Source organism: Paracoccus fontiphilus (assembly GCF_017356265.1).
Classification (GTDB): Bacteria; Pseudomonadota; Alphaproteobacteria; order Rhodobacterales; family Rhodobacteraceae; genus Paracoccus; species Paracoccus fontiphilus.
This window is the reverse complement of record NZ_JAFNAW010000040.1, coordinates 1-21,880: the sequence shown is the minus strand read 5'-3', so window position 1 is coordinate 21,880 and position 21,880 is coordinate 1. Positions and strand designations below refer to the sequence as shown.

Sequence of the window (21,880 nt, the reverse complement as noted above, 5' to 3'; positions counted from 1 at the left end):
TGAGAACAACAGAGAGTGATCTGCGTGATAGTCAAGAGAGGGTTGGAGACACCGCCTGACCAGCAGGCACTGCAAATCCTGTCAGTCCGGCTTCAACAGAAACCTGTCAGCGCGGCAACCGCGCGCTGCCCTCTGCAACAAGACGGCCGTAGCGCAGCTTCGACGGCGCAGTGCGAAATTTCCGACAAGATCAGAATATAGTGGCGGAGAGGGTGGGATTCGAACCCACGGAACCCGTGAAGGCTCAACGGTTTTCGAGACCGCCCCGTTCGACCACTCCGGCACCTCTCCGCGCTTTTGGGTGGTGAGGCGGGGATTTAGAGAGGTAGGGCTTGAAGCGCAAGGGGTTTTGTCGAAAAAAACGCCTGTGTCAGGAAAGGATGCCGAATGCTTCGGTTTTTATGTCTGAGCCTGCTGATCGCCCTGGCCGGGCCGGGTCATGGGCAGCAGACCGCCCCGTCCCCCCGGCAGCAGGTCCAGGCCGCCGAGACCGTGTGGGAGGTCATGCAACTGGACCTGCTGGCACCGATCCTGCGCGACGAGGCCGTGGCCGAGGGGGCCGAGATGGCGGCCACCATGTTTCCGCGCGGCGGGACGGGGCTGTGGCTGTCGAAGGTCGCGGCGCTTCACCATCCCGCGCGGATCAAGGCCTTGTTCCTGGGCGGCCTGGCCCAGGCCGTGCCGGGGGCGGACCCCCGGAAGGTGCAGGCGGGGCTGGATTTCTATCGCACGGCCTTCGGACGGCGGCTGCTGGCGCTGGAGGCTTCGGCCCGCGTGGCGATGCTGGACGAGGATGTCGATGCGGCGGCACGGGACGCCTTCGTGCAGGCGGTGCGGCAGAAAAGCCCCCGGGCCGCGCAGATCGCGCGGCTGATCGAGGTCGCCGACCTGGTCGAGCCGAACGTCGAGGGCGGGCTCAATGCGGCCATCGCCTTTTCGACCGGGTTCCAGGAAGGCGGCGGCTTTCCGATGCCCTTGTCCGAACAGCAGATCATCGAGGATGCCTGGTCCCAGGAACCGCAGATGCGCGCCGATGCCGAGGACTGGATCGGGGCCTATCTGTTCCTGGCCTATTCCTCGCTGACGGACGCGGAACTGGACGCTTATATCGTCTTTGCCGGATCGGACGAGGGGCGGGCGTTGTCGCGGCTGATGTTCGCGGGCTTCGACGCGGTGCTGGGACGGACATCCCGCGACATGGGGCTGGCGGCGGCGACCGAATTGCGCGGGCGCCAGCTGTGACCGGCAGTGTTCTGTTGGCGGGCATTCTTGCGGATGCGCGCCTGCTGGAGGTCCTGGGCCTGACCGGGGTGCCCCAAAGCCTTCCCGGCAGGCTGGCGGGCGGCGCGCGGGCGGGGATCGACCGGAACGGATGGCCCAGGCTGGTGCCGGGGCAGGGGACCGTGGCGGCCATGCGCGTTCTGCCCAACCCGGCGCTGGACCGCTATGCCCGGGTGATGGGCCTTGTGCCGCAGGACGATGTCCTGGGACTTGGCGCGGGCGCTGCCGAGGGAGAGCCGCAGGCCGACCTGGCCGCGGCCATTGCGCGGCACGTCCTGGCGGCGCCCGCCGACCTGCCGGCGGACGCTGTCGCCCGGCGCCTGCCGGCGATGGGGGTTCTGGCGGCATCGGAACTGCGTGGGGTGCAGGGGCCGTATTCCGGCGGCTCCCTGGTGGAAAGGCGCGAACCGCAGGACGTGCAGATCGTCGGGCAGGAGGAAGCCTATTCCGGATTTTTCGCGGTCAAGGTCAGCCAGTTGCGCCATCGCACCCACGACGGCGGCATGACGCCCACCGTGCGGCGCGAGGTGCTGGCCTCGGGCGACGCGGTCGTGCTGCTGCCTTGGGACCCGGTCCGCGACCGCGTGCTGCTGATCGAGCAGTTCCGGACCGCGCCGCTTCTGCGCCACGATCCCCAGCCCTGGCTTCTGGAAACGGTCGCGGGCCGGATCGACGCCGGCGAAACCGTCGAGGAGGCCGCCCGCCGCGAGGCCCGGGAGGAGGCGAACCTGTCCGTCACCCGGATGTTCCCGGCGATCCACCATTACCCCAGCCCTGGCGTGCTTGGCGAATACCTGTATCTCTATGTCGGCATCGCCGATCTGCCCGACGGGGTCGAGGGCGTGCATGGCCTGGAAAGCGAGGCCGAGGATATCCGCGGCCACCTGGTCGATCGCGCCGACCTGACCCGCATGGCGATGGAGGGGCAGCTGACGAACGGTCCGCTGGCGATGATCGCGCTGTGGCTTGACCGGCGCCACGAGGCGATCCGCGCCGAACTGGGAATGGCCTGAGCGGACCGGCGGGGTTGTGCCTCGGCGCCGGTCCTGTGTAGGTAACGCGGAACTTGATCCTGACCGGAAGGTTGCTTGACCATGCGAATTTGCCCCGACCTGGCCGACATGATCGGCAACACGCCCCTGATCCGCCTGCGCCAGGCCAGCGAGGCGACGGGCTGCGAGATCCTGGGCAAGGCCGAGTTCATGAACCCCGGCCAGTCGGTCAAGGACCGTGCCGCGCTGTACATCATCCGCGACGCGGTGGCGCGGGGCGAGTTGCGTCCGGGCGGCACCATCGTCGAAGGCACGGCGGGCAATACCGGGATCGGGCTTGCCCTTGTGGGCGCCGCGATGGGCTTTCGGTCGGTGATCGTCATCCCCGAGACGCAAAGCCAGGAAAAGAAGGACATGCTGCGGCTGGCCGGCGCCACCCTGGTCGAGGTTCCCGCCGCGCCCTACAAGAACCCCAACAACTATGTCCGCTATTCCGGCCGCCTGGCCGAGGCGCTGGCGCGCACGGAACCCAACGGCGCGATCTGGGCCAACCAGTTCGACAACGTGGCGAACCGCCAGGCGCACCTGGAAACCACCGGACCCGAGATCTGGGAACAGACCGGCGGCAAGGTGGACGGCTTCATCTGCGCGGTCGGGTCGGGCGGCACGCTGGCGGGCGTTGCCATGGCGCTGCAGCACAAGGGCGTGAAGATGGGCCTGGCCGACCCCGAGGGCGCGGCCCTGCATTCCTTCTATACCACCGGGGAGTTCGACGCGCCCGGAAGCTCGATCACCGAAGGCATCGGGCAGGGGCGCATCACCGCCAACCTGGAGGGTTTCACCCCCGACTTCAGCTATCGCATCCCCGATGACGAGGCGCTGCCGGTCGTCTTCGACCTGCTGGAACATGAAGGTCTGTGCCTGGGCGGGTCGTCGGGCGTCAATGTCGCGGGCGCGATCCGCATGGCGCGCGACATGGGCCCCGGTCATACCATCGTCACGGTGCTGTGCGACTACGGCAACCGCTACCAGACCAAGCTGTTCAATCCGGACTTCCTGCGCGCCAAGGGGCTGCCCGTGCCCGGCTGGCTGACGCGCGAAGCACCCGACATCCCCGAAGTTTACGAAGGCTGACCTCATGATCCGCGCGTTTCTGGCTGTCGTCCTGACAGTGCTTGCCCTTGCCATGTCGCCCGCCTGGGCCCAGGACGCGCCGCTGCCGGACTATGCCCGCTGGGATCAGGTCGCCACCCAGGCCGAGCAGCTGACCGGCAACCCCGACACCGCGACGGCGCAGCTGGATTCGATCCGCGCCGACATCGTGGACTGGCGCCGGCGCTTCGAGGAAGCCCAGGGCGTCAACCGGGAACGCATCGCCACGCTGGAAACCCAGATCGCGGCGCTGGGCCCGGCGCCCGCCGAAGGCGCGACCGAGGCCGAGGACATCGCCACGCGACGGGCCGACCTGCAAAAGCAGCTTTCGGAAGTTCAGGCCCCGCGCCTGGCGGCGGTCGAGGCGTTCAGCCGCGCCGATGCCATCATCCGCCAGATCGACGACAGCCTGGCCCTGCGCGCGGCCAGTCAGATGGCGCAGCAATCGACCTCTCCCTTGCTGCCCGCGAACTGGCTGGCGGCGGCGTCCGAGACACGGCGCCTTTTCTCGGGGATCGCGGAAAACACCGGACAGCGCATCGCGGAACGGGCGACCTGGCCCGAGTTGAAGCCGCGCCTGCCTCATGTGCTGGGCTATCTGGTCACGGCCCTTGTGCTGCTGACCATCGGCAGGCACTGGGTCGAAACGCTGCCGCGCCGCATCTCCACGCGCACCAGCGACTATTCCCGTGCGGCCGTCACCTTTGTCGTGTCGCTGCTGCAGATCATCCTGCCGATGGTGGGGATCTACCTGCTGGTCAGCGCCCTGACGGCAACGGCCGTCTTTGGTCCCTGGACGCGGCCCTTCCTGGAAGCCCTGCCGGGCGCGGGCGTGATCCTGTTCGGCAGCGCCTGGCTGGCGCGCCAGCTGTTTCCCGGCCAGTCGATCAACTACGACACGATCAACATGAACCCCCGGGACCGGCAGCAGGCGCGCTGGCTGACCAACGCGGTCGCCCTGGTCTTCGCGGTCCACTATGTCGCCTCGCAAGCCTTCCTGCCCCTGTCCGGCCTGGCCGAGCGCAGCGGCAGCCTTCAGCGCATTCCCCTGGATTTCGCGGAAGAGGCCGCTGTCGTCTACAACTTCGTCCTGATCACCGTCGCGGCGGCCCTGTTGTTCAAGCTGGGCAACCTCTTGCGGCGGCTGAAGCCCTGGTCGGACAGGGCCAACGCCGCCTATCGCCACCGCGTCCTGGCCTGGGCCGGAAAGCTGACGCGCATCGTCAGCATCCTGGCCGTGGCGCTGACGTCCCTCGGCTTTGTCAACCTGGGCAATCTGGCCACCTGGCCCTGGCTTCAGTCGCTGGCGCTGATCGGGCTGCTGGTGCTGCTGCAGGACTTCATCGCCGACGTGTTCAACATGCTCAAGCGCGGGCAGGAAGGCGCGCGCGAGGGCTTGGCGCCCCTGCTGATCGGCTTTGCCCTGGTGGTGCTGTCGGTGCCGGTCTTCATGCTGATCTGGGGCGCATCGGTCAACGAGCTTGCGGAATACTGGGTCCGTTTCCGCCAGGGGGTGACGCTGGGCGGGGTGCGCCTGTCGCCCGGCGCGGTGCTGATGTTCATCGTGGTCTTCGCGATCGGCTATTCCATCACCCGAGGCGTGCAGGGCGCGTTACGCAACTCGGTCCTGCCCAAGACGAAGCTGGACGCGGGCGGGCAGAACGCCGTCGTGTCGGGCATAGGCTACGTCGGCATCGTGCTGGCGGCGATGATGGCGATCTCCTCGGCGGGGATCAACCTGTCGTCGCTGGCCATCGTCGCGGGTGCCCTGTCGGTCGGCATCGGTTTCGGCCTGCAGAACATCGTGCAGAACTTCGTGTCCGGCATCATCCTGCTGATCGAGCGCCCGGTGGGCGTCGGCGACTGGATCAGCGTCGGAACCCAGCAGGGCACCGTGCGGCGCATCTCGGTCCGGTCGACGCAGATCGAGACATTCGACCGGCAGCAGGTGATCATCCCCAACGGCGACCTGATCACCCAGCAGGTGACCAACTGGACGCGCGGCAGCCTGATGGGGCGCGTCACCATCAATGTCAGCGTGGCCTATGGCAGCGACACCCGCCGCGTCGCCGAGATCCTGCGCGAGATCGCCGAGGATCAGCCGACCGCCACCATCGACCCCGCGCCCTTCGTGGCCTTCAGCGGCTTCGGCGCGGACGGTCTGAACTTCAGCATGTACGTCGTCGTGACCGACGTGAACGGCAAGGGCAGCGTCCAGAACGAGATCAACCATCGCATCGTCGAACGCTTCGCCGAGGAAGGGATCGAGATCCCCTATGCGCAGCGCGACATCTGGCTGCGCAACCCCGAGGCCCTGAGAAATGCCGTGGCCGAGCGCGCAAGGCTGCGCGACGATGCGGAGGAATCCCGGGCATCAGCGGAAAACGAAACCATCAGCCGCTGAGGCCGGCGGAGATCCGGGCAGAGGTCCGCCCGCGCAAGGGGGCCGTCAGCGGACGGCGGTGTCGTTGTCGGCCAGTCCCTCGCGCGACAGAAGGATCGCCACGGGACGCAGCCAGGGGACGTGCCAGCAGACGATCATGACCGCCACCATGATCGGCACGGCCAGGAAGGCCCCGGCGATGCCCCAGATCGCCCCCCAGAAGGCCAGCGACAGGATGATGCCGAAGGACGACAGTTGCAGCGTCTGGCCCGTCAGCATCGGGTCCAGGATATTGCCCACCACGAAATGCACGATCATGCAGGTGGCGCCGACGACGATGGTGGTGGTCGGATCGCCGGTCAGCACGAAGGCCAGGGCGACCGTGATCCCCCAGGCGATGATCGAGCCGATGTTGGGAATGAAGTTCAGCACGAAGGTCAGCCATGCCACGGCGGCGGCCAGTTCCAGCCGGCCCAGCACGAAGATCAGCCAGACCGACACCGCCGTCAGCGCGCTGACGAAGGTCTTGACCACCAGGTAGCGGTTCACCCGCCGCATGATCGAGGCCATGATCTGCCGTATCCGGGCGGCTTGCATCGGATCGCCCGTCAGCCGCTCGACCTTGACCGGCATCCAGGTCCGTTCGGCGAACATGAAGCCCACGAACAGGATCACCAGCAGGCTGCCTGACAACAGCCCCGATGCCTGCCCCGCAAGCGAGCGCAGCCAGCCGGTGATGTTGATTTCGGTCATCGCGGCCAATAGGCGGGTCTGCGCGTCGGGTCCGAAGCGTTCGATCAGCGCGGTCAGCGCCATCTGGACCGATTCCGCATAGGCGATGGCGCGGCCCACGACCTCGTTCACCTGGGACATGATCGTGGTGGACAGCCAGATCAGCCCCAGGGTGATGCCGATCAGCGCCAGCGTGGTCGCCAGCCAGTTCGGCACCTTCAGCCGCGTCGAGATCGCCTGGATCGCGTCCGAGGTCAGCGAGAACAGGATGATCGCGATGGCCAGGCAGATCAGCACGAAGCGCGCCTGGAACAGCAGGAACAGGATCAGCGAAAAGGCGATGATGCCCAGGAACCCGGTCTGGAGCCTTTGCCGCAGCACATCTTCGCTGGATGGGGTCACGCTGTTCCTCGTGTGAAAAAGGCCCGGCGCGCTGCCGGGCCTTGGTTCATACGTCGGCCGGTTCCTCGCCGTCGCCCTGTTCGGCGATCCGCGCGACCGAGACGACTTCCTCGCCCTGCGCCGTGCTGAAGACCCTGACACCCCCCGCGCTGCGCGACCGGAAGCTGATGCCGTCCACCGGCACCCGGATCGACTGCCCGGTCGAGGTCGCCAGCATGATCTGGTCGTCCATCTCAACCGGGAAGCTGGCCACCAGGGCGCCGCCGCGCATGGCCTTGTCCATCGCCATCACACCCTGGCCGCCGCGCCCGCGCACGGGATAGTCGTGGCTGGAGCTGATCTTGCCCGCACCGTTCGCGGTGATGGTCAGGATCAGATCCTCGGCCGCCGACATCTGGGCATAGCGTTCCTGGGTGATGCTGCCCTCGGCCACGGTGTCCTCGTCCTCGTCGGCCTCGGCCCCGTCATCCAGCGCGCCGGCCACCGCGCGGCGCATCTTCAGATAGGCGGCGCGTTCCGCCGGGTCGGCCTCGAAATGCCGGATCACGGACATGCTGACCACGCGGTCGCCGTTGGACAGACGGATGCCCCGCACGCCCGTCGAATCGCGGCCCTTGAAGACGCGCACGTCGGTCGTCGGGAAACGGATCGCCCGGCCCGAATCCGTGACCAGCATCACGTCGTCGCCTTCCGTCGCCATGCGGACGCCCACCAGTTCCACGCTCTCGGGCAGCTTCATGGCGATCTTGCCGTTCGACTTGACGTTGGTGAAATCCGACAGCGCGTTGCGCCGGACATCGCCTTCCGAGGTGGCGAAGACCGCCTGATAGTTCTCCCATTCCGTTTCCGGCGCGTCGACGGGCATCAGCGCGGCGATGGACACGCCCGGCTCGATCGGCAGGATGTTGACGATGGCCTTGCCCTTGGCGGTCCGTCCGCCCAGAGGCAGCCGCCAGGTCTTGAGGCGATAGACCATGCCGTCGGTGGTGAAGAACAGCAGTTCGGTATGGGTGTTGGCGACGAACAGGGTGGTGACGACGTCGTCCTCCTTGGTCGCCATCCCCGACAGGCCCTTGCCGCCGCGCCGCTGGCTGCGGAACTCGGCCAAGGCCGTGCGCTTGATGTAGCCGCCCGAGGTGATGGTGACGACCATGTCCTCGCGCTCGATCAGGTCCTCGTCCTCCATGTCGCCGGACCATTCGGTGATCTCGGTGCGGCGGGGGACGGCGAACAGGTCGCGGATTTCGCGCAGCTCGTCGCTGATGATGCCCATGATGCGGTCGCGCGACCCCAGGATCGCCAGGTAGTCGCGGATGGATTCGGCAAGCTGCGCCAATTCCTCGGTCACTTCCTGCACGCCAAGCTGGGTCAGGCGCTGCAGGCGCAGGTCCAGGATGGCGCGGGCCTGGGTTTCCGACAGGTTGTAGGTGCCGTCGTCGTTCACCGGATGCAGCGGATCGTCGATCAGGCGCAGGTATTCCAGGATGTCATGGGCGGGCCAGCGGCGTTCCATCAGCCGTTCGCGCGCCTCGGCGGCGTCGGCCGAGGACCGGATCGTCGCCACCACCTCATCGACATTGCTGACCGCCACGGCCAGGCCGCACAGCACATGGCTGCGTTCACGCGCCTTGCGCAGTTCATAGGCCGTGCGACGGGCGACCACTTCCTCGCGGAAGCTGATGAAGTAGGTCAGGAAGTCGCGCAGCGTCAGTTGTTCCGGACGGCCGCCGTTCAGCGCCAGCATGTTGCAGCCGAAGCTGGTCTGCAGCGAGGTGAACCGGAACAACTGGTTCAGCACCACGTCCGGGGTCGCGTCGCGCTTGAGTTCGACCACGACGCGCACGCCCTGCCGGTCGGATTCGTCCTGAACCGAGGCGATGCCTTCGACGCGCTTTTCCTTGGCCAGTTCCGCGATGCGTTCGATCAGGCTGGCCTTGTTGACCTGATAGGGAACCTCGTCCACGACGATGGCCCAGCGGTCCTTGCGCAGTTCCTCGATATGCGTCTTGGCGCGGATGATGACGCTGCCGCGGCCCTCCAGATACGCCTTGCGCGCGCCGGACCGGCCCAGGATCAGCGCGCCGGTCGGGAAGTCGGGGCCGGGCACGATCTCCAGGATGCGCTCGGTCGGCAGGTCCGGGTTCTCGATCAGGGCCAGCGTGGCATCCACGATCTCGCCCAGGTTATGCGGCGGGATGTTGGTCGCCATGCCGACGGCAATGCCGCCCGCGCCGTTGACCAGCATGTTCGGGAAGCGCGCGGGCAGGACGGTCGGCTCGCGGTCCTTGCCGTCGTAGTTGTCCTGGAAATCGACCGTGTCCTTGTCGATGTCCATCAGCAGGAAGTTCGCGGGCTTGTCCATGCGAACCTCGGTGTATCGCATGGCGGCGGGGGGATCGCCGTCCATGGAGCCGAAGTTGCCCTGCCCGTCCAGCAGCGGCAGCGACATGGAGAAGTCCTGCGCCATGCGGACCAGCGCGTCATAGATCGCCGCGTCGCCATGCGGGTGGTACTTCCCCATCACGTCGCCCACGGGGCGCGCGGACTTGCGATAGGCCTTGTCGGGCGTGTTGCCGCTTTCGTCCATGGCGTAAAGGATGCGGCGATGGACCGGCTTCAACCCGTCGCGCAGGTCGGGGATGGCCCGGCTGACGATGACCGACATGGCATAGTCCAGATACGAGGTCCGCATCTCGGAGCTGATGTCGATCACCGGGCCGTCGTGATGCATCACCTGGCGCGCCGGGGCGCCGTTGTCATCGCCCGCCTCGGGGGTCTCGGGCAGGTCGTCTTCGGGGGTGTCGGCCACGGGATTTCCTCAACATCTTGTTGGGTTACATATAGGCGACATCACCCGTGGGGGCAATGTTTGCGGGGGTGTTCGGAGGGGTGAAACCCCACCTTACGTCCGTTTCGCAGCCAGCCCCCAGACCACCGCCAGCCCCGCCGAGAAGACCGCGTTCCAGGCCGCCATCGACAGGCCCAGAAAACGCCAGGCGACCTCGTCGCAGCGGACCACCGGGGCGTTCTGCAGCCGCGTCATCAGCTCTTGCGCGGACATGCTGGCCAGGTTGCCCACGGTGCCCGAACAATGCGTCGGGCCCTGCCACAGCTTCAGCTCCACCCCGGTGTGGTAAAGCGCAAGGCCGGCCGCGATGCCTGCCGCGACCATGCCCAGCAGCGCCAGCCCCCGCACCCGGCCCGTCCACCAGACCAGCAGGGCCACCACAGCCGCCGCGACATGGGGCCAGCGTTGCAGGATGCACAATTCGCAGGGCGCATACCCCGCCGCCTGAAAGCCAAGCGCGGCAATCAGAAGCGCCGCCGATCCGGCCCCGGCCAGCAGGGAAAGTTGTCGTCCGTCCATGATCCTCTGTCCTCGGTTTACCCCGTGGATCGGCCCGCGCGACGGCGGCGTCAAGCATCTTGCGAAGTTGTCGCGGCGCTGTGATCATCGCGATCCGGGGCACCCTGCGGAACCTGCGGGAACGGGCTGGTGTTTCGCTGATGACAGCCCCGCGCTTCGGGGCAACGGAGGTGATGGCTCATGCAATGGCGTGGTCGGCGCGGCAGCGGCAATATCGAGGATCGGCGCGGCATGGGCGCGGCCGGGGCAGGGGGCGTCGGCGTCGTGGGGATGCTGGCGATCCTGGCGGTGGGGTATTTCTTCGGCATCGACATCTCCCCCATCGTCCAGGGGCTTGACCAGGGCCAGACCCAGCAGGGCCGCCCGTTGTCCGAGGAAGACCAGCAATGGGGCGAATTCGTTTCCGTCGTTCTGGCCGACACCGAGGAGGTCTGGGCGCCGGTCCTGCCGGAACAGGCGGGCATCGATTACGTGGACCCGAAGCTGGTCCTGTTCAGCGGCGTCGTGCAGTCCGCCTGCGGGGGCGCGTCCTCGGCCATGGGGCCGTTCTATTGCCCGGGCGACCAGAGGGTCTATCTGGACACCGACTTCTTCGACATGATGGCCGGCCGCATGGGGGCCGGGGGCGACTTCGCCTATGCCTATGTCATCGCGCACGAGATCGGCCACCATGTCCAGAACCTGACCGGCACCCTGGCCGAGACGACGCGCCAGCGCGGCCAGCTCGGCGAACGCGACGCCAACCAGGTCTCGGTCCTGACCGAGCTTCAGGCGGATTGCTATGCCGGCATCTGGGCGCGCCATGCCCAGCAACGCTTCGGCACGCTTGAGGAAGGCGACCTTGAGGAAGCCATGGGCGCGGCCGAGGCCGTGGGCGACGACGTGATCCAGTCGAACGCGGGCCGGACCCCGGTGCCCGACAGCTTCACCCATGGCAGCGCGGCGCAGCGGCAGGAATGGCTGATGCGCGGCTTCAACTCGGGCGACATGGCCCAGTGCGACACGTTCAAGGCGGCAGGGCTGTAGCCCGCCGCAGGGAAAGGAAAGACCATGCTGACGATCCTGACCGTTCTGACCCTGGGCCTTGCCGCCATGGCCCGCCATCCCGAATCGCGCCGCGTTCCCGTTCGCGCGCGCCGCTAGTGCGGTATCCTGGGCCGGGGAGCCTTTTCCATACGCGCCCAGTCCGGCCACAGGTCAAGCCACTCCAGCGCGGCAATCGCCAGCCCCGCCGCGATGATCAGCAGCACCAGCCTGACCATGCGCGCACTTGGCGGATTTCGGGCCCATTTCGACGCGCGAAGCAGCCAGATCAGGTTGTTCATGGCGATGGCCTCCTGCTAGACCGGGGCGACTCGATCAGAGTCCCCGTCGCCTTTCAAGACCGAACCCTGCGAGAGACCATTGCCGAACCATCAGGATTCCCGCGACCTTCCCTATAGCGCCCGGCAGATGTTCGACCTGGTTGCCGATATCGAAAGCTATCCCCAGTTCCTGCCTTGGAACAGCGCCGCCCGCATCCGGTCGCGCCAACCCCGCCCCGACGGGTCCGAGGAGATCGCCGCCGACCTGGTCATCAGCTTCAAGGTATTCCGCGAACGCTTCGGCAGCCGCGTGGTGCTGTGGCCCGCCGATCCCGAAACCGGCGCGCTGAAGATCGACACGGAATACCTGGACGGCCCGTTCAAGTACATGCGCAGCGGCTGGACCTTCACCGACCGCCCCGAGGGCGGCTGCCGCGTCGATTTCTTTGTCGATTTCGAGTTCAAGAACATGATCCTGCAAAAGCTGATCGGGGTCGTGTTCCACGAAGCCATGGTGCGGATCGTCCGCGCGTTCGAGGCACGGGCAAAGGTGCTTTACGGGGCAGGCGAGGCCTGATCCTTCATCTTGGTCCAAATATCCCGGGGGGTCAGGGGGGCAGCGCCCCCCTTCCGCCGGTTCAGCTCAGCGCCGCCTTCAGGTCGTCGGCCCGGTCCGTCTTTTCCCAGCTGAACGCCGTTCCCCGGTTCAACTGATAGGGCTGCCGCCCGAAATGGCCATAGCTGGCCGTCGGGCGATAGATCGGGTGCAGCAGGTCCAGGTCGCGGATGATCGCGAAGGGCCGCAGGTCGAAGACCTCGCGCACCGCCGCCACGATCCTGTCATGGGCCACCGTCTCGGTCCCGAAGGTGTTCAGCGAAATCGAGGTCGGCTGCGCCTCGCCGATGGCATAGCTCACCTGGATCTCGCACCGGCTGGCAAGGCCGGCGGCCACGATGTTCTTGGCGACCCAGCGACCCGCATAGGCCGCCGAACGGTCCACCTTGGAGGGATCCTTGCCCGAAAACGCCCCGCCGCCGTGCCGTGCCATGCCGCCATAGCTGTCGACGATGATCTTGCGGCCCGTCAGCCCGCAATCGCCCACCGGCCCGCCGATCACGAACTTGCCGGTCGGGTTGATGAAGTACTTGGTGTTGTCCGACAGCCATTCGGCGGGCAGGACAGGCTTGATGATCTCCTCAATCACCGCTTCGCGCAGGTCGGACAGCGTGATTTCCGGATTGTGCTGCGTGGACAGCACCACCGCGTCGATCGCCTCGGGGCGGCCGTCGGCGCCATAGCGCAGCGTCACCTGCGATTTCGCGTCCGGGCGCAGCCATTTCAGCGTGCCGTCGCGGCGGACCTTGGATTGCCGTTCCACCAGCCGGTGCGCATAGGTGATCGGCGCGGGCATCAGCACGTCGGTCTCGTCCGAGGCATAGCCGAACATCAGCCCCTGGTCGCCCGCGCCTTGGTCCTCAAGGTTGTCGCGGTCGACGCCCTGGTTGATCTCGGGCGACTGCTTGCCGATGATGTTGATGACCGAGCAGGTCGAGCCGTCGAAGCCGACGTCCGACGACGTATAGCCGATGTCGTTGATGACGCCGCGAACGATCGATTCCAGATCGACCCAGGCATTCGTCGAGATCTCGCCCGAGATGATGGCGACGCCGGTCTTGACCATGGTCTCGCAGGCGACGCGGGCGCGCGGGTCCTCGGCCAGGATGGCGTCGAGGATGGCGTCCGAAATCTGGTCGGCGATCTTGTCGGGGTGGCCCTCGGAAACGGACTCCGACGTGAACAGGGAATATTCCATGGACTCAATACCGGTAATGATCTGATTTGAAGGGACCTTCGGGCGTCACGCCGATGTAGTCGGCCTGTTCGCGCGACAATTCTGTCAGCTTGGCGCCCACCTTGTCCAGATGCAGCCGCGCCACCTTTTCGTCCAGCGCCTTGGGCAGGATATAGACGCCCGGCGCATATTCCCCGCCCTTGGTCCACAACTCGATCTGCGCCAGCACCTGGTTGGTGAAGCTGGCCGACATCACGAAGGACGGATGGCCCGTGGCGTTGCCCAGGTTCAGCAGGCGGCCTTGCGACAGCAGGATGATGCGGTTGCCCGAAGGCATCTCGATCATGTCAACCTGGTCCTTGATGTTGGTCCACTTGTGGTTGCGCAGCGCCGCGACCTGGATCTCGTTGTCGAAATGGCCGATGTTGCCGACGATCGCCATGTCCTTCATCGCGCGCATATGCTCGATGCGGATGACGTCCTTGTTGCCGGTGGTGGTGACGAAGATGTCGGCGGTTTCGGCCACATCCTCCAGCAGCACGACCTCGAACCCGTCCATCGCGGCCTGCAGGGCGCAGATCGGATCGACTTCCGTGACCTTCACCCGCGCGCCCGCGCCGCGCAGGGACGCGGCCGAGCCCTTGCCCACGTCGCCATAGCCGCAGACGACGGCGACCTTGCCCGCCATCATCGTGTCGGTGGCGCGACGGATGCCGTCCACCAGCGATTCCTTGCAGCCGTACTTGTTGTCGAATTTCGATTTGGTGACGCTGTCGTTCACGTTGATCGCGGGGAAGGGCAAAAGGCCCTTCTTGTGCAGGTCGTACAGGCGGTGGACGCCGGTGGTGGTTTCCTCGGAAACGCCCTTGATGGCGTCGCGCTGACGGGCGAACCAGCCGGGGGTTTCGGCCAGACGCCTGCGGATCTGGGCGAACAGGGCCTCTTCCTCCTCGCTGGTCGGCACGTCGATGAGGCCGGTCTCGCCCGCCTCGACCCGCGCGCCCAGAAGGACATACATGGTCGCGTCGCCGCCATCGTCCAGGATCATGTTCGCCGTTCCCTCGGCGAACTGGAAGATGCGGTCGGTATAGGCCCAGTATTCGGCCAGCGTCTCGCCCTTGACGGCGAAGACGGGCACGCCGGATGCCGCGATGGCGGCGGCGGCGTGGTCCTGGGTCGAGTAGATGTTGCACGATGCCCAGCGGACATCGGCGCCAAGCGCGGTCAGCGTCTCGATCAGCACGGCGGTCTGGACCGTCATGTGCAGGCTGCCCGCGATCCGGGCGCCCGACAGGGGCTTTGCCGTGCCATATTCCGCCCGCAGCGCCATCAGGCCCGGCATTTCGGTTTCGGCGATGTCCAGTTCCTTGCGGCCGAAATCGGCCAAGGCAATGTCGCGAATGATGTAATCGGTCACGGCTCGTCTTTCGCTTCTGTTTCCCTCATCGGATAGCCGATGGATGCTGTAATCGAAAGCGAAAAGGGCCGGCCGCATGACCCATGCCCCGTCACGGGCAAGGTGGCTGCGGCGGAACCCCAGATCCGCCGCAGCCCGGAAGGCGGCAGTGCGCTGACCGCCTTCCTTTCCTGCGACAAGCCCTCGCATCGATGGTCGCCGATGACCATCGGCAAGCGAAAGGTTGCCAGACCAGTGTCAAAATTCGATTAAGAGGATGCGGGGATCAGTCCTGCCGCGTCATTGAACTTGAATAAGCATGGCTAAAAATGCGGCCCCGATCCCGACGCGACCCTATCGCCCGCCCAGGGACTGGCGCTTCGTGGCGGCCCGCGCAAACCGCTGCACGAAATCCGCCATTGCCAGTTCGGCGGCCTCGAGCGGGTCCTTGGAGGGGAACCACCCCTCCAGCCTGCCATCGACAACCATCCGTGCCAGCCCATAGGCGAAGGTCTGAGAGGACAGCACGATCATTGCGATGTTCTCGTCGTCGCGCAGGCGGCCGGCATCCCGCGCCCGCTCCAGCATCCGCGTCATGAGATCCACGACCGAATCCAGATAGCGGCGCAATTCGGGGATGTGCATCACGTCCAGCGACGGGTGGCCGGTGATCAGCCGGAACTGCATCCGGTGTTCGGCCGCCCAGCGGACATAGGCATTGCCAAGCGCCAGGAACTGGGCGACGGCATCGTCGGGGTTGATCCTGACGATGGCCTTGGTGCAGGAATCCATCAGCCGCATCAGGGCCTGTTCGGCAACCGCGACCAGAAGACTGTGGTTGTCCGGGAAGATCCGGCGCAGATCGTCAGCGGGTATTCCGATGCGTTCGGCGACATGGTCCAGATCCGGATCGCGCTTGCCCAGATCCACCATCATCTCGATGGTCGCAAGGACGGCCTGACCGTGCAGGCCAAGCCCTCTCATGATGTCGTCGTGCTTGCTCACCCTGCGTTCCTGCCTGACGGCGTTCATGACGAGGGAAACGGGTCGGCCCGAAGCCGATCGTTCTCCCCGAAACATGAACCCTTACCTGTCGATGTGGTTCCGTCCCATGCGAGCGGTCGCGTCGCCTTGCATGGGGGAACCGGAACGCCTGAAGGTCCCGTCAACACCTGCATCCGCCAACCATCCCGGCATGGGTTTGATCCGACCAGCCTAGCACGCCCCGGGATGGCGGCGAACTTCGCTAAATCGACAGGTTGACCCTGGGGAAGGCGATCAGCCCTCGGAACGCGCCTGGCGCTTGCGCTCGTGCGGGTCCAGATAGCGCTTGCGCAGGCGGATGTTCTTGGGCGTGACCTCGACCAGTTCGTCGTCGTTGATATAGGCGATGGCCTCTTCCAGCGACATGCGGACCGGAGGCGTCAGGCGCACGGCCTCGTCCGTGCCCGAGGCGCGGACGTTGGTCAGCTTCTTGCCCTTGAGCGGGTTCACTTCCAGGTCGTTGTCGCGCGAGTGTTCGCCGATGATCATGCCCTGGTAAAGCTGCTCCTGCGCGCCGATGAACATCTTGCCCCGGTCCTCCAGGTTCCACAGCGCATAGGCGACGGACACGCCGTCCTCCATGCTGATGAGAACGCCCTGGCGGCGGCCCTGGATGGAACCCTTGTAGGGGGTCCAGCCGTGGAAGATGCGGTTCAGCACGCCGTTGCCGCGCGTGTCGGTCATGAACTCGCCATGATAGCCGATCAGGCCGCGCGACGGCACGTGGGCCACGATCCGCGTCTTGCCGTGGCCCGCCGGGCGCATGTCCACCATGTCGCCCTTGCGTTCGCCGGTCAGCTTCTCGATGACCACGCCGGTGTAGTCGTCATCGACGTCGATGATGACCTCCTCGACGGGTTCCAGGCGCTGGCCATCCTCCTCGCGGAAGATGACGCGGGGACGCGAGATCGACAGCTCGAAGCCCTCGCGGCGCATGTTCTCGATCAGCACGCCCATCTGCAATTCGCCCCGGCCCGAGACGACAAAGGCGTCGCCGCCCGGCGTGTCCTCGACCTTGATGGCCACGTTGACCTCGGCCTCGCGCATCAGGCGTTCGCGGATGACGCGGGACTGGACCTTCTTGCCGTCCTGACCGGCCAGCGGGCTGTCGTTGATGCCGAAGGTCACGCTGATGGTCGGCGGGTCAATCGGTTGGGCGGGCAGGGCGGTGTCGACCTCCAACGCGCAGAGGGTGTCGGCGACGGTGGCCTTGGACATGCCGGCCAGCGTCACGATGTCACCCGCCTGCGCCTCGTCGATGGGGGTCTGGGTCAGGCCGCGGAAGGCCAGCACCTTGGAGATGCGGAACTGCTCGATCCGCTCGCCGTCGCGCGACAGCGCCTTGACGGTATCGCCCGCCTTGGCGCGGCCCGCCTCGACCCGGCCGGTCAGAAGGCGGCCAAGGAAGGGATCGGCGCTAAGCGTCGTGGCAAGCATCTGGAACGGCTCGTCCGTGCGGGCGATCTGCTTCGGCGGCTGGACATGGCTCAGGATCAGGTCGAACAGCGCCGACATGTCCTTGCGCGGGCCGTCCAGCGTCTCGTCCGCCCAGCCGCCGATGCCCGAGGCATAGACATGCGGGAAGTCGAGCTGTTCGTCATTCGCGCCCAGGTTGGCGAACAGGTCGAAGACGTCGTTCAGGGCGTTGTCGGGTTCGGCGGCGGGCTTGTCCACCTTGTTCAGCACCACGATGGGGCGCAGGCCCAGGGCCAGCGCCTTCGAGGTCACGAACTTGGTCTGCGGCATCGGGCCTTCGGCGGCATCGACCAGCAGGCAGACGCCATCGACCATGGACAGGATGCGCTCGACCTCTCCGCCGAAGTCGGCGTGGCCGGGCGTGTCCACGATGTTGATGCGCGTGCCTTTCCATTCGACCGAGGTTGCCTTGGCCAGGATGGTGATGCCGCGTTCGCGTTCGATGTCGTTGCTGTCCATCGCCCGTTCGGCGACGGCCTGGTTTTCCCGGAATGCCCCGGATTGCCGCAGCAGCTGGTCGACCAGCGTCGTCTTGCCGTGGTCAACGTGAGCAATAATGGCGATATTGCGGATATCCATGAGCGACCCTTTTCAATTCGCGGTCGCCCTACAGAAAAGTCGCCGAAAAGGCCAGATGCAATCGCGGCGCCGTGCCGTCCGGGCAGGCGCCGCCGATCGGCCTCAGCGCAGTCCCAGGAAGGACAGGATGAACAGGACGATGACGACCAGGCCGACGATGTAGATGATCGAGTTCATGGCAACGCTCCTTGCTGTTGACTGCCACGTGCCTATCCGGGAAGGCGCCGCCTGTCCGGTGTCCCGTGACGGGATTGTCCGTTCAACAATTTGATCTGCTTATGGTTCCCACCGTTCACGTCTTCCCGGATCAGGGGCGGGGCAACCAGCCGAGTCCCTGCGTCGTCAGCGAGGCGGGATTGTATTCCGCGCTGACCCATCCCTTGTATCCCGACCGGTCCAGCGCGGCGAAAAAGCCCGGATAGTCGATCATCCCGCCCGCAGGCTCGTGCCGCCCCGGCAAGCCCGCGATCTGGATGTGGCGGGTGATCCCCGCGTGCCTGCGCCACGCGGCCATGGCGTCCCCGGTGATCAGCTGCGCATGATAGGTGTCGAATTGCAGCCCCAGATTCGGCGCGCCCACCTCGGCGATCAAGTCGGCCGCAAGGTCGAAATCGGCCAGGAAATAGCCGGGCTGGTCCGCGGGGTTCAGCGGCTCGATGGTCAGGCTGACATGGGGCGCGCGCTCGGCTGCCCAGGACAGGTTCCGGGTGAAGGTTTCGCGCGCCTCGTCGCCCTGGGCATAGCCCGCCATGATGTGGATATGGCGCGCCCGCAAGGCCTCGGCAAAGCGGACGGCCCGGTCGAAGTCGCTGCGGAAGCGGTCCTCGCGGCCCGGCTCGGCGGCGAAGCCGCGCGGGCCGCCTGCCCAGTTCGGCGGCGGGGCGTTCATCAGCACGAAATCAAGCCCGGCCGAGATGGCCGCCCGGGACAGGTCGCGCGCGGCGATGTCGTAGGGGAACAGGATCTCGATGCCCTCGAAGCCTGCCTCGGCGGCGGCAGCGAATCGCTCCAGCATCGGCAGTTCGGTGAACAGCATCGTCAGGTTGGCTGCAAAGCGAGGCATCAGGGCTCCAACGGAAAGAAGACGCCGCCCGATCTGATGCCGGCGCGGCCCGCATCCTCGGTCGCGGCGGCGGCAAGGCGGTAGAAGGTCTTGCGGTCGATCAGGGCTTCCAGCCCGGCCCTGACATGGACATAGGGGCGCGGCTCGTCCGCGTCGCCGCGAAGGATAATGGGGCTGTCCGGACCCGCCGTGACCTGGTCGCCGACATTGGTGATAAAGGTCACGCTGTCGGTCCGGATGTCCGCATCGACGGCAATGAAAGGCGCGTCCACCACGCGGATGCCGACCTTCTCGACCGGCGTGACCAGGAAGAAGCGGTCGCCCTCGCGCTTGAGGATGGTGGAAAACAGCCGCACCATGGCGGGGCGCCCGATGGGCGTTCCCTGATAGAACCAGGTGCCGTCGGCGCGGATTTCCATGTCCAGGTCGCCGCAGAAGGGCGGGTTCCACAGATGCACCGGCGCCGGCCCGCCCTTGGCAGCCTTGCTGGCCGCGGCGGCAATGCCCTCGGCGCTCACAGCTTTGTCACCGCGATCTGCCATTCCCTGTAGTCGCCTTTCGCATATCCTCTTATGGTCCGGTTTAGAGCAGCGAAGGGGCATTGTCATGGCTTCGGATGAGATTCTGGTCAGTCAGGTCGAACAGCTTGCGCAGGCCCTTGGCGATGCCCGCACCAGCATCGAGCGCCGCTTCGTGGGCCAGCACGAGGTCGTGGAGCAGGTCCTGGCCGCGATCCTGTCGGGCGGCCACGCGCTGCTGGTGGGCCAGCCCGGCCTTGGCAAGACCATGCTGGTCGATACCCTGTCCACGGTCCTGGGGCTGGACAGCCAGCGGATCCAGTTCACCCCCGACCTGATGCCCGCCGACATCCTGGGGTCCGAGGTGCTGGACGTCCTGCCCGACGGCAGCCGCGCCTTCCGCTTCATCGAGGGGCCGGTCTTCACCCAGCTTCTGATGGCGGACGAGATCAACCGCGCGTCCCCCCGCACCCAGTCCGCGCTGCTGCAGGCGATGCAGGAACGCGAGGTCACGATCAGCGGCCAGCATCGCCCGCTGGGCCGACCGTTCCACGTCCTGGCGACCCAGAACCCCATTGAGCAGGAAGGCACCTATCCGCTGCCCGAGGCGCAGCTTGACCGCTTCCTGCTGCAGATCGACGTGGATTACCCCGACCGCGACACCGAACGCGCGATCCTGCTGGCCACCACCGGGGTCGAGGACGCGCGCGCCCATGCGGCCTTCGACGCTGACAGCCTGATTGCCGCGCAGCGCCTGATCCGCCAGATGCCGGTGGGCGAGGCGGTGGTGGAATCGATCCTGGATCTGGTCCGCGCCTGCCGTCCCGGCGCGGCCGAGCAGGCGGGCTTCCTGGGCGATACGCTGGTCTGGGGGCCGGGGCCGCGCGCGGCTCAGGCCCTGATGCTGGTCACGCGCGCCCGCGCCGTGCTGAACGGCCGCTTCGCCCCCACGCTGGAGGATGTCGAGGCGATGGCCGCCCCTGTCCTGCGCCATCGCATGGCGCTGTCCTTCGCCGCCCGCGCGCGGGGCGAAACCGTGGACGGCGTGATCGTTCGGCTTCTGGACGACCGCCTCGGCACCCGTCGCGCCGCATGAGCGCCAACCCCGCCGAGCGTCGCGCCGCCAATCTCCGCTCGGGCGCGCAAGCGGCAAGCGCCCACCTGCCCGCGCTGATCCTGTCGGCCGAACGCCTGGCGGCGATGGTCGCCCCCGGCGCGCATGGCCTTCGGCGCGGCGGACCGGGCGAGGATTTCTGGCAATACCGCCCCGCCAGCCAGGGCGACAGCGCCCGCGCCATCGACTGGCGCCGGTCCGCCCGGTCGGACGCGCAGTTCGTCCGCGACCGAGAGGCGCAGACGGCGCAGGCCGTGGCGCTTTGGGTTTCGGCCGGGCAGGGGATGGGGTATGCGGGCGCCCCGGACCGCCCGACCAAGGCGGACCGGGCGCATCTGCTGGCACTGGCGCTGGCGATGGTCCTGCTGCGCGGCGGCGAGAAGGTGGGCCTGCTGGGCCAGCCCGCCCGCGCGGGCCGGGTGCAGGCCGAACGGCTGGCGGAACAGATCGCCGCAGGGCGCCTGCAGGCTGGCGACGACGACGCGCCGCCCCTCGACGTGCTGCGCCCGAACCAGCGGCTGGTGATCCTGTCCGATTTCCTGGGCGACCCGGCCTGGGTCGATGCGCTGCTGGCCCGCGCGTCCGGCCTGGGCGTCACCGGCGTCCTGATGCAGGTGCTGGACCCCGACGAGGAGGTGTTTCCCTGGTCCGGCGCGGTCCTGTTCCGGTCCCTGTCGGGCGCCATGCGCCATGACAGCCGCGATGCGGGGGGCTTGCGGGATGCCTATCTGGCGCGGCTGGCGGAACGCCGCGACTGGCTGCGCCGCCGGGCCGAGGGGGCAGGCTGGCATTTCGGCCATCACACGACCGGCCTGCCCCCCGCCATGGCCTTGACCTGGCTTTATCAGGTGCTTGCGGGCTGATGCTGATGCTGGGCCCCATAGGCTTCGCGGCCCCCTGGGTGCTGACGGCGCTGATCGCGCTGCCGGTGCTGTGGGTGATCCTGCGCGCCATGCCGCCCGCGCCCCGGCAGGTCGCCTTTCCCGGCGTCGCCCTGCTGCGCGGGCTGATCGACAAGGTGCCGGTCGCCCGGCGCACGCCGTGGTGGCTGCTGTTGCTGCGGCTGGCTACGGTGGCCGGGATGATCCTGGCCTTTGCCGGGCCAAGCTGGAAGCCGGTGGTCCCGACCGGCCAGTCCGGTCCCCTGCTGGTGGTGCTGGACGCCGGATGGGCCGCGGCCCCCGATTGGCCCGCCCGCCTGACCCGTGCCGAGGCCGCGCTGTCCGACGCCGCCGCCAACGGCCGCCCCGCCGCGCTGATGCTGGCCTGTCTCTTATACACATC

At 67.1% G+C, this 21,880-nt stretch carries 19 protein-coding genes and 1 tRNA gene; 9 read left to right on the top strand and 11 right to left on the bottom strand.

Annotated features, from left to right (window positions below):
• Nucleotides 1-201: 201 nt before the first annotated feature.
• A tRNA-Ser gene (locus J0F76_RS13530) sits at nucleotides 202-291 on the bottom strand.
• Nucleotides 292-387: 96 nt separating this feature from the next.
• On the opposite strand from J0F76_RS13530, the gene J0F76_RS13525 reads away from it, so the two are divergent.
• The 4 genes from J0F76_RS13525 (at nucleotide 388) to J0F76_RS13510 (ending at nucleotide 5,829) form a co-directional block, all read left to right on the top strand.
• The gene (locus tag J0F76_RS13525) at nucleotides 388-1,242 is read left to right on the top strand and encodes a hypothetical protein (protein WP_207470230.1); all 855 of its coding nucleotides are present in this window, start codon (nucleotides 388-390) and stop codon (nucleotides 1,240-1,242) included.
• Between the two features lie 14 nt (nucleotides 1,243-1,256).
• The gene (locus J0F76_RS13520) at nucleotides 1,257-2,294 is read left to right on the top strand and encodes an NUDIX domain-containing protein (RefSeq protein WP_207470228.1); all 1,038 of its coding nucleotides are present in this window, start codon (nucleotides 1,257-1,259) and stop codon (nucleotides 2,292-2,294) included.
• A gap of 81 nt (nucleotides 2,295-2,375) precedes the next feature.
• Entirely contained in the window at nucleotides 2,376-3,407 is a 1,032-nt protein-coding gene (locus J0F76_RS13515) for a cysteine synthase A (RefSeq protein WP_207470227.1), read from the top strand.
• A 4-nt stretch (nucleotides 3,408-3,411) separates the two neighbouring features.
• On the top strand, nucleotides 3,412-5,829 hold the full coding sequence (locus tag J0F76_RS13510) for a DUF3772 domain-containing protein (RefSeq protein WP_207470226.1): 2,418 nt from the start codon (nucleotides 3,412-3,414) through the stop codon (nucleotides 5,827-5,829).
• Between the two features lie 45 nt (nucleotides 5,830-5,874).
• Here the strand turns inward: J0F76_RS13510 and J0F76_RS13505 are convergent, their stop codons facing one another.
• From J0F76_RS13505 to J0F76_RS13495, 3 genes are all read right to left on the bottom strand, one after another.
• The gene (locus tag J0F76_RS13505) at nucleotides 5,875-6,942 is read right to left on the bottom strand and encodes an AI-2E family transporter (RefSeq protein ID WP_341351597.1); all 1,068 of its coding nucleotides are present in this window, start codon (nucleotides 6,940-6,942) and stop codon (nucleotides 5,875-5,877) included.
• Between the two features lie 46 nt (nucleotides 6,943-6,988).
• Nucleotides 6,989-9,673, bottom strand: a complete 2,685-nt coding sequence (gene gyrA / locus J0F76_RS13500; RefSeq protein WP_207470248.1) for a DNA gyrase subunit A — start codon at nucleotides 9,671-9,673, stop codon at nucleotides 6,989-6,991.
• A 171-nt stretch (nucleotides 9,674-9,844) separates the two neighbouring features.
• Nucleotides 9,845-10,309: a disulfide bond formation protein B gene (locus tag J0F76_RS13495; protein ID WP_207470225.1), complete on the bottom strand. Its 465-nt coding sequence runs from the start codon at nucleotides 10,307-10,309 to the stop codon at nucleotides 9,845-9,847.
• Nucleotides 10,310-10,489: 180 nt separating this feature from the next.
• Between J0F76_RS13495 and ypfJ the strand changes: the two genes are divergently transcribed.
• Nucleotides 10,490-11,335 carry a KPN_02809 family neutral zinc metallopeptidase gene (ypfJ, locus tag J0F76_RS13490; RefSeq protein ID WP_207470224.1) on the top strand — a complete coding sequence of 282 codons (846 nt, stop codon included), beginning with the start codon at nucleotides 10,490-10,492 and terminating at the stop codon, nucleotides 11,333-11,335.
• Between the two features lie 113 nt (nucleotides 11,336-11,448).
• Here ypfJ and J0F76_RS13485 read toward each other — a convergent pair whose 3' ends face one another.
• Nucleotides 11,449-11,634: a hypothetical protein gene (locus J0F76_RS13485; RefSeq protein WP_207470223.1), complete on the bottom strand. Its 186-nt coding sequence runs from the start codon at nucleotides 11,632-11,634 to the stop codon at nucleotides 11,449-11,451.
• 79 nt (nucleotides 11,635-11,713) lie between these two features.
• Here J0F76_RS13485 and J0F76_RS13480 point away from each other — a divergent pair, with 79 nt between their 5' ends.
• Nucleotides 11,714-12,190 carry a type II toxin-antitoxin system RatA family toxin gene (locus tag J0F76_RS13480; RefSeq protein WP_207470222.1) on the top strand — a complete coding sequence of 159 codons (477 nt, stop codon included), beginning with the start codon at nucleotides 11,714-11,716 and terminating at the stop codon, nucleotides 12,188-12,190.
• 61 nt (nucleotides 12,191-12,251) lie between these two features.
• Here the strand turns inward: J0F76_RS13480 and metK are convergent, their stop codons facing one another.
• The 6 genes from metK to J0F76_RS13450 all read right to left on the bottom strand — a co-directional run bounded on the left by metK (nucleotide 12,252) and on the right by J0F76_RS13450 (nucleotide 19,506).
• Nucleotides 12,252-13,427 carry a methionine adenosyltransferase gene (gene metK, locus J0F76_RS13475; protein WP_207470221.1) on the bottom strand — a complete coding sequence of 392 codons (1,176 nt, stop codon included), beginning with the start codon at nucleotides 13,425-13,427 and terminating at the stop codon, nucleotides 12,252-12,254.
• Nucleotides 13,428-13,431: 4 nt separating this feature from the next.
• Entirely contained in the window at nucleotides 13,432-14,823 is a 1,392-nt protein-coding gene (gene ahcY, locus J0F76_RS13470) for an adenosylhomocysteinase (protein ID WP_207470220.1), read from the bottom strand.
• Between the two features lie 333 nt (nucleotides 14,824-15,156).
• Nucleotides 15,157-15,807: a WHG domain-containing protein gene (locus tag J0F76_RS20930; RefSeq protein WP_207470219.1), complete on the bottom strand. Its 651-nt coding sequence runs from the start codon at nucleotides 15,805-15,807 to the stop codon at nucleotides 15,157-15,159.
• Nucleotides 15,808-16,080: 273 nt separating this feature from the next.
• The gene (gene typA / locus J0F76_RS13460; protein ID WP_207470218.1) at nucleotides 16,081-17,901 is read right to left on the bottom strand and encodes a translational GTPase TypA; all 1,821 of its coding nucleotides are present in this window, start codon (nucleotides 17,899-17,901) and stop codon (nucleotides 16,081-16,083) included.
• A gap of 307 nt (nucleotides 17,902-18,208) precedes the next feature.
• The gene (locus J0F76_RS13455; RefSeq protein WP_207470217.1) at nucleotides 18,209-18,964 is read right to left on the bottom strand and encodes a hydroxypyruvate isomerase family protein; all 756 of its coding nucleotides are present in this window, start codon (nucleotides 18,962-18,964) and stop codon (nucleotides 18,209-18,211) included.
• Nucleotides 18,964-19,506, bottom strand: a complete 543-nt coding sequence (locus tag J0F76_RS13450; protein WP_207470215.1) for a DUF1285 domain-containing protein — start codon at nucleotides 19,504-19,506, stop codon at nucleotides 18,964-18,966. The genes J0F76_RS13455 and J0F76_RS13450 overlap by 1 nt, the downstream gene beginning before the upstream one ends.
• A 64-nt stretch (nucleotides 19,507-19,570) precedes the next feature.
• Here J0F76_RS13450 and J0F76_RS13445 point away from each other — a divergent pair, with 64 nt between their 5' ends.
• The 3 genes from J0F76_RS13445 to J0F76_RS13435 all read left to right on the top strand — a co-directional run.
• On the top strand, nucleotides 19,571-20,578 hold the full coding sequence (locus J0F76_RS13445; protein ID WP_207470213.1) for an AAA family ATPase: 1,008 nt from the start codon (nucleotides 19,571-19,573) through the stop codon (nucleotides 20,576-20,578).
• Nucleotides 20,575-21,459 (top strand): DUF58 domain-containing protein, encoded by an 885-nt coding sequence (locus tag J0F76_RS13440; RefSeq protein ID WP_207470211.1) that lies wholly within the window; start codon nucleotides 20,575-20,577, stop codon nucleotides 21,457-21,459. Before J0F76_RS13445 ends, J0F76_RS13440 begins: the two co-directional genes overlap by 4 nt.
• Nucleotides 21,460-21,464: 5 nt before the next feature.
• Nucleotides 21,465-21,880 (top strand): BatA domain-containing protein (locus tag J0F76_RS13435; protein WP_242690201.1); only part of this gene is annotated, 416 nt, incomplete at its 3' end.